8 protein-coding genes and 1 rRNA gene are annotated in these 7203 nt (G+C 71.3%); all 9 read right to left on the bottom strand.

What is annotated here, in order from left to right:
- Nucleotides 1–110: 110 nt before the first annotated feature.
- Nucleotides 111–1094, bottom strand: coding sequence for a lysophospholipid acyltransferase family protein (locus ACFWFZ_RS06160; protein ID WP_387117371.1), 984 nt, complete (start codon nucleotides 1092–1094; stop codon nucleotides 111–113).
- Nucleotides 1094–2170 carry an NAD-dependent epimerase/dehydratase family protein gene (locus ACFWFZ_RS06155; protein WP_387117368.1) on the bottom strand — a complete coding sequence of 359 codons (1077 nt, stop codon included), beginning with the start codon at nucleotides 2168–2170 and terminating at the stop codon, nucleotides 1094–1096. Before ACFWFZ_RS06155 ends, ACFWFZ_RS06160 begins: the two co-directional genes overlap by 1 nt.
- A gap of 95 nt (nucleotides 2171–2265) precedes the next feature.
- Nucleotides 2266–2364, bottom strand: a complete 99-nt coding sequence (locus ACFWFZ_RS06150; RefSeq protein WP_003948845.1) for a 30S ribosomal protein bS22 — start codon at nucleotides 2362–2364, stop codon at nucleotides 2266–2268.
- 142 nt (nucleotides 2365–2506) lie between these two features.
- Nucleotides 2507–2716 (bottom strand): helix-turn-helix domain-containing protein, encoded by a 210-nt coding sequence (locus tag ACFWFZ_RS06145; protein WP_008738568.1) that lies wholly within the window; start codon nucleotides 2714–2716, stop codon nucleotides 2507–2509.
- Between the two features lie 114 nt (nucleotides 2717–2830).
- Nucleotides 2831–3661, bottom strand: a complete 831-nt coding sequence (locus ACFWFZ_RS06140) for a phosphatase (RefSeq protein WP_387117365.1) — start codon at nucleotides 3659–3661, stop codon at nucleotides 2831–2833.
- Nucleotides 3662–3755: 94 nt separating this feature from the next.
- Nucleotides 3756–4904: an acetoin utilization protein AcuC gene (locus ACFWFZ_RS06135; RefSeq protein WP_387118357.1), complete on the bottom strand. Its 1149-nt coding sequence runs from the start codon at nucleotides 4902–4904 to the stop codon at nucleotides 3756–3758.
- Nucleotides 4876–6108 carry an MFS transporter gene (locus ACFWFZ_RS06130; RefSeq protein WP_387117362.1) on the bottom strand — a complete coding sequence of 411 codons (1233 nt, stop codon included), beginning with the start codon at nucleotides 6106–6108 and terminating at the stop codon, nucleotides 4876–4878. The genes ACFWFZ_RS06135 and ACFWFZ_RS06130 overlap by 29 nt, the downstream gene beginning before the upstream one ends.
- A 43-nt stretch (nucleotides 6109–6151) precedes the next feature.
- Nucleotides 6152–6805 carry an HAD family hydrolase gene (locus tag ACFWFZ_RS06125; RefSeq protein ID WP_387117359.1) on the bottom strand — a complete coding sequence of 218 codons (654 nt, stop codon included), beginning with the start codon at nucleotides 6803–6805 and terminating at the stop codon, nucleotides 6152–6154.
- A gap of 143 nt (nucleotides 6806–6948) precedes the next feature.
- Nucleotides 6949–7065, bottom strand: a 5S ribosomal RNA gene (rrf, locus tag ACFWFZ_RS06120).
- Between the last annotated feature and the right edge of the window lie 138 nt (nucleotides 7066–7203).

The following is a 7203-nucleotide window of genomic DNA, read 5'->3' as shown; positions in this document are numbered from 1 at the left end:
CCTGGTGGGGGGCCGCCCGCGGGGGGGGGGGGGGGGGGGGGTGGCGGGGGTGGGGGGGCGCCGGCGCGGGGGGGGGGGGGGCGGGGGCCCCCCCCCCCGCCCCACCACCGTCAGAAGAACACCGACCGGCGCTGCACCAGCAGTTTGTAGAGCGTGTGCTGGATCTGCTCCCGCACCTGGTCCGTCAGGTTGAACATCAGCATCGGGTCCTCCGCCGCCTCCGCGGCGTACCCGTCGGTCGGGATGGGCTCACCGAACTGGATCGTCCACTTCGTCGGCAGCGGCACCGCCCCGAGCGGCCCCAGCCACGGGAAGGTGGGCGTGATCGGGAAGTACGGGATCCCCAGCAGCCGCGCCAGCGTCTTCGCGTTCCCGACCATGGGGTAGATCTCCTCCGCGCCCACGATCGAGCAGGGCACGATCGGTGTGCCCGCCCGCAGCGCCGTCGACACGAACCCGCCGCGCCCGAACCGCTGAAGCTTGTACCGGTCTCCGAACGGCTTCCCTATCCCCTTGAAGCCCTCCGGCATGACACCGACCAGCTCCCCGGCCTCCAGCAGCCGCTGCGCGTCCTCCGCGCACGCCAGGGTGTGCCCCGCCTTGCGGGCCAGCTCGTTGACCACCGGCAGCACGAACACCAGGTCCGCCGCCAGCAGCCGCAGGTGACGCTCCGCCGGGTGGTGGTCGTGCACCGCCACCTGCAGCATCAGCCCGTCCAGCGGCAGCGTCCCGGAGTGGTTCGCCACGATCAGCGCACCGCCCTTGGCCGGGATGTTCTCGATGCCCTTGACCTCGACCCGGAAGTACTTGTCGTACAGCGGCCGCATCAGGGACATCAGGACCTGGTCCGTCAGCTCCTTGTCGTAGCCGAAGTCGTCGACCTCGTACTCCCCGGTGACCCGTCGGCGCAGGAACGCCAGCCCGCCGGCGATCCGCCGGTCCCAGCCGTCCCCGCGCTCCGCGGGGGCCGCCTCCGGCTCCGGCGCGGCCGAATCCTGCGCGACCGGCTCGGCCGCCGGCACCGCCCGCACCCGGCGGGGCATCCGCCGGCGCGGCCGGTCCTCGTCGAACGGAATGACCTTGGCGTCCGCCACTATCGTCTCGCTCCCTCAACCGTCTCGACGTCGTCCCGCGGGCCCTCGGCATCCAGCATGGCCGCCACCCGGTCCACGGCCCGCCCGACCCGCTCGGGCGGCAGCAGCCCGCTGCCCCGGCTGCGCGCGAAGTCCGCGAAGGTCTCGGCGGTCGTGTAGAGCGGCTCGAAGCCGAGGACCTCGCGCATCTGCGTGGTCTCCACGACCCGGCCGTGCGTGAGCAGCCTCATCTGCTCGGGCGAGAAGTCGGCGGCCCCGACCGCCCGCAGCGCGGACCCCACCCAGGTGAGCGCGGGGAGCAGCAGCGGCAGCGTGGGCCGCCCGAGCCGCCGCGAGCACTGCGACAGCAGCAGCACGCCGTCACCCGCGATGTTGAAGGTCCCGCTGTTCAGCGTTCCGCGCCGGGGCTCCTGCGCGGCCAGCCGCAGCACCTCCAGCACGTCGTCCTCGTGCACGAACTGCAGCCGCGGATCGTAGCCCAGCACGGTCGGCATCACCGGCATCGAGAAGTACTCGGCGAGCGCCGAATCGGCGAAGGGCCCCAGGATGTTCGCGAAGCGCAGCACGCACACCGCGACGTCCGGCCGCCGGCGCGCGAAGCCCCGTACGTAGCCCTCGACCTCGGCAGCGTCCTTGGCGAAGCCGCCCGACGGCAGCGACTTGGGCTGCGTGGTCTCGGTGAAGACGGCCGGATCCCGCGGGGTGCCCCCGTACACGCTGGTGCTGGACTTCACCACGAGCCGCCGTACCGTCGGTGATTTCTGGCAGGCGCCGAGGAGCTGCATCGTCCCGATGACGTTGGTCTCCTTGACGGCGCTGTGCGCGCCGCCCGCGACCGGCCGGCCCCCGGTGACCGCCAGATGGACCACCGTGTCCACGGCGTGCTCGGCCAGGACCCTGGCGATCGACGACTGCCGGATGTCCGTACGGACGAACTCCGCCGACCCCAGCCGGTGCGGCGGTGCCACGGCGTCCACCGCGATCACCCGCTCGACCTCCGGGTCGCGCTGGATCCGGCGCACGAAGCGGCCGCCCAGCTGCCGGGCAGCCCCGGTGACGAGTACGACCTTCCCCACAAGCTCAGCGCCTCCCTCGAAGAAGTACCCGGCTGCACCGCAGCCCCTCCACCAAGGATGGTGGAGGGGCTGCGGAGAACACGTACAGCTGCCGTTTACTTCTTGTTACGGCGCTGGACGCGGGTGCGCTTGAGCAGCTTGCGGTGCTTCTTCTTAGCCATCCGCTTGCGCCGCTTCTTGATAACAGAGCCCACGACTACCCTCGCTCACTTCTCTTCACTGGTGCGGGGCGTCTGGGCCCACACGACCTACGTCGGCCTAGCCTACCCGCCCAAGCTCCGAGCCCGTAATCCGAGTGCTTCCCAGGGGTTACGAAGGCGTCAGGACCCGTCAGTCTCAGGCCGACTCCACCCCCACATAGGACTCTCGGAGGTACTCGTGGACCGCGTTCTCGGGGACCCGGAAGGACCGGCCCACCCGGATTGCGGGCAGATGACCGTTGTGCACCAGCCGGTACACGGTCATCTTCGACACTCGCATCACCGAGGCGACCTCCGCCACGGTCAGGAACTGAACCTCACTGAGAGGCCTCTCGCCAGCAGCCATGACACACCTTGACCTTCCGCGCATGACGGGCACCGGCTTCCCCTCCGGTTACTCCTCGTCGTCGCACGCTCACTCCCCAGAGTAGGGGCGCGTGATACGAGTGGGGAAGAGGAGCTACGGCCACTCCTGTCGCCCCGTCAGACTCGCCCGGCCCAACACGAACCGGGCAAGCGGATGGTAATAGTCCGATCGCACGGCGTCATCAAGCGGAACGGCCACCGAGACCCGCCCCTCGGCCTCCCCGACGAACAGCGCGGGATCGTCCGTATCGGCCAGCCCGATCGCCTCCACGCCGAGCTGACCTGCGCCGCAGACCCATCCGTGGTCGCCCACCACCAGGTCCGGAAGCGGCTCGCCGGCCTCCGCGAGGGCCCCCAGCGCCAACCGAACCGGCAGGGGCGAATGGCTGTGCACGCCGGTCGCACTCCCCGGCGCCCGCACGCCGGGTTCCCGCACCAGTGCGACCCCCCGTACGTAGGCGATGCGGTGCGTGCGTACGCCGAACCGGGTCGCCATGTCGACACACGCCCCCTGCGCCGGGGTGAGGACAACACATCCCGCCGCCGACATCGCCTCGGCCAATCCGGCGTAGAAGCCCAGGAGCCGATGCGGATGACCCGTCCCTAACAGCACGTGCGACCGCGCGCGCGCCGCCTCCCGCAGCCGCCCCGCGAACGCCTCCAGCGCGGCCACCGTCCGCTCCGGATCGATCACGTCCGGCCCGCTGACGTGCGAAGGATCCGCCGAGACACCGCACTTGTCCGCCATCAGCCTCAGCAGGTCGCCCTCGCCCCAGTTCCGCTCGGGGTCCAGCCCCAGCAGCACCCGCGGGTCCCGCGCCGCGAACAGCCGGTAACTGCGCAGGCTCTCCTCCCGGGAGGTGGCGACGGGCCCGGCCAACCGGGCGGCCAGCAGATGCGCACGCAGCGCGCCGGTGCTCAACACCCTCCGATGCTCCCCCAACACCTCTGTCGGGTCATCAATTCCGGCGAACAGCCCCACAGTTGGCGTAACGATGCATCAGGTCCGCACCCCGCGGTCAGGTCAGCATGCCGCGCAGCGGGAAGACCGCCCGCCGCGTGGCGAGAACGGCCTGATCCGTACGGTCCGCCGGGTCGTAGCCCGCGTCCCAGTCCCGCCACGACGGACTGCGCCCGTCGGTCATCCGCCCCGGCGCCCACTGCCGTGTCCGCGCGTACACCTCGTCGCGCCACGCAGCCGGGACCGCCGCCTCCGGATCCACCGGCCGGTGCGCGGCGATCCCCACCAGATGCGTCCACGACCGCGGCACGACGTCCACCACCGCGTACCCGCCGCCGCCCAGCGCCAGCCACCGCCCGTCCGCGTACTCGTGCGCCAGCCCGTGACAGGCCTCCTGCACGGCCCGCTGGGCGTCCAGGGACACCGCCAGGTGGGCGAGGGGGTCCTCGAAGTGCGTGTCGGCCCCGTGCTGGGTCACCAGCACCTGCGGCCGGAAGTCCGCCAGCAGCTCCGGCACGACTCCGTGGAAGGCCCGCAGCCATCCCTCGTCCCCGGTACCGGCCGGCAGCGCCACGTTCACCGCCGAACCCTCCGCCGCCGCACCGCCGGTCTCCTCCGGCCAGCCGGTCTGCGGGAACAACGTCCGCGGATGCTCGTGCAGCGAGACGGTCAGCACCCGCGGGTCGTCCCAGAAGGCGGCCTGCACGCCGTCCCCGTGGTGGACGTCCACGTCCACGTACGCCACCCGCTCCGCGCCCAGCTCCAGCAGCCGGGCGATGGCCAGCGACGCGTCGTTGTACACGCAGAAACCGGACGCCCCGCCCGGCATCGCGTGGTGCAGCCCGCCCGCGAAGTTCACCACGTGCTCGGCCTCACCGCGCCAGATCGCCTCGGCGCCCGCCACGGACTGCCCCGCGATCAGCGCGGACGCCTCGTGCATCCCCCGGAAGGCCGGATCGTCCATCGTGCCCAGCCCGTACGACCCGTCCGCGGCACCAGGGTCGGCGGACACCTCGCGCACCGCGGTGACGTAGTCCTCCCGGTGGACGAGCCTGAGCGTCGAGTCGCCGGCCGCGGGGGCCGCCCGTACCTCCATCGCCCGGTCCAGCCCGAAGGCGCGCACCAGGCCCATGGTCAGCGCCAGGCGCACCGGGTCCATCGGATGGCCCGGTCCGAAGTCATACCCCGTTACCGCCTCGTCCCACATCAACAGCCCGGTCACCGGCTCGCCGCTCATGGTCGACACCGTATCGGGCCTCCCGCGGCCCGAACGAGCGGGCATGGAACAGCGTGATCAACACGAGGACCATCGGCACGAGCATCGCGCCCCGGTAGCTCCAGGCGTCGCCGACCGCACCGACGAGCGGCGACCCGATCAGGAACCCGACGTAGTTGAAGATGTTCAGCCGCGCGACCGCCGTGTCGGAGGCCCCGGGGAACAGCCGCCCGGCGGCCGCGAAGGTCTGCGGCACGATCACGCACAGCCCGATCCCCAGCAGCGTGAAGCCGAGCATCCCCGTCCACACCCCCGGCGCGGCCGCCACGACCGCGAAACCGGAGGCGGCGAGCAGCGTCCCGGCGCGCACCACGGCCACGGCCCCGAACCGCCGCACGCCCAGGTCCCCGACGGCCCGCCCCACCAGCGTCGTCACCATGTAGACGTTGTAGGGGACGGTCGCCGTCTGCTCCGAACTCCCGAGCACGTCCTGGAGGTACTTGGCACTCCAGTTCGCCACCGTCGAGTCCCCGATGTACGCGCACGCCATGACCAGGCACAGCGGCAGCAGGAGCGCGAACCTCCCGGCGCCCAGCCCCTTGTCCGGCAGGCCGTCCGAAGCGGTGCGCCCCGCCCGGTCGACGTAGTACCGGCTGCCCAGGAGCGCGAGCGGCAACAGCACGGCCACGGCCGGCAGGTAGCCGGTGAACAGGCCCAGGTGCGCGTGCGCCCCGTACCAGGCAGCCGACGCCCCCAGGATCCCGCCCAGGCTGTACGCGGCGTGGAAGCCCAGCATGATGCTGCGTCCGTACGACCGCTGCAGGCTGACCCCCAGCATGTTCATCGAGGCGTCCAGCGCCCCCACCGACAGCCCGAACGCCCCCAGAGCCACCGCCACGTGCCAGAGCCGCTCGCCGGCCCCCACCCCGAGCAGGGACAGCAGGACCAGCGGCTGGGCCCACCGCAGTACGACACTGGGCGCGACCCGTTTGACCAGGTGCTCGGCGGCGACGCTCGTCACGCCCGCGAGGACGGGGACGGCGGCGAGGAAGACCGGCAGCAGCCCGTCGGATATCCCGTACCGGTCCTGGATGGCCGGGATCCGGGTCACGAGCAGAGCGAAGGTGACGCCCTGGACGAAGAAGCTGAACCCCAGGGCCCCGCGGCCGCGGCGCAGCCGCACATCATCGGTCATGGCGGGTCAGCGTAGGCCCCGGGGCTACCCGTGGGTAGAGAGATCACACGGGGAGTTGCAGGAGCAGCGGGAGCTGCATCATGTCGCCGAAGTACCCGGTGGCGCCGGGCAGCTCGTCCGCCGGCAGCAGCGCGGTGTACCCGTACACGTCCATCCCGGCGGACGCGGCGGCCCGGACCCCGCGGGGGCTGTCCTCGATGACGGCGCACCGGGCGGGCTCGACGCCCATGTGCCGTGCGGCGTGCAGGTAGAGGTCGGGCGCCGGCTTGCCGAGGCCCACGTCGTCCGCGCTGAAGATCCACTCCTCTTCGAACCACCCGTCGAGGCCGGCCACCCGGTGCCCGACCCGGATCCGTTCGTGGCTGCTGGAGGAGACCAGGCAGTACCCGATCCCGTGGGCGGTCAGCGCGCCGAGGACCTCCTCCACTCCGGGGACGGGCTTCAGCTCCTGCTCGAACGCGGCACAAATCCGCGCGTGCAGCGTCTCGTCGAAGTCCGCCGGCAGCCGCTCCCCGGTCCGCTCCAGGATGAGCTCGTGCACCCGGCGCACGGAGGCCCCCATGTAGTCGCGGACCGACTCCTCGTAGGTGGTCGGGTGCCCCAGCTCGGTCAGGTACCCGGCGAGGACGTTGTTGGCGAGCGGCTCGCTGTCCACCAGCACGCCGTCGTTGTCGAAGATGACAAGGTCGTAGCCCATACACCCACATTACGGAGGTAACCGGACGCCAAGCGGTTCCGCCGTGCCCACCCCGGCACCGGGTCACCCGACCGGCCCGTGAACGCAGAAAAGCCCCGCACCGGACCCTGAACGGGCTGGTGCGGGGCTTTCCCACAATGATTGTTCGGCGGCGTCCTACTCTCCCACAGGGTCCCCCCTGCAGTACCATCGGCGCTGAAAGGCTTAGCTTCCGGGTTCGGAATGTAACCGGGCGTTTCCCTAACGCTATGACCACCGAAACACTATGAAATTTAGAACGCTGGCTGAAATCACAGCTGTTCGTTATTTCAGAACTAACACAGTGGACGCGAGCAACTGAGGACAAGCCCTCGGCCTATTAGTACCAGTCAGCTTCACCCGTTACCGGGCTTCCACAT

It is taken from the genome of Streptomyces sp. NPDC060232 (genome assembly GCF_042726555.1).
GTDB lineage: Bacteria > Actinomycetota > Actinomycetes > Streptomycetales > Streptomycetaceae > Streptomyces.
This window is presented reverse-complemented; position numbering and strand designations above follow the sequence as displayed.

What these genes read in the sequence shown, in the direction of transcription:
- ACFWFZ_RS06145 (WP_008738568.1), bottom strand. Translation starts at nt 2,716, where the DNA reads ATGGCTGCTGGCGAGAGGCCTCTCAGTGAGGTTCAGTTCCTGACCGTG.
- ACFWFZ_RS06125 (WP_387117359.1), bottom strand. Translation starts at nt 6,805, where the DNA reads ATGGGCTACGACCTTGTCATCTTCGACAACGACGGCGTGCTGGTGGAC.
- ACFWFZ_RS06130 (WP_387117362.1), bottom strand. Translation starts at nt 6,108, where the DNA reads ATGACCGATGATGTGCGGCTGCGCCGCGGCCGCGGGGCCCTGGGGTTC.
- ACFWFZ_RS06135 (WP_387118357.1), bottom strand. Translation starts at nt 4,904, where the DNA reads ATGTGGGACGAGGCGGTAACGGGGTATGACTTCGGACCGGGCCATCCG.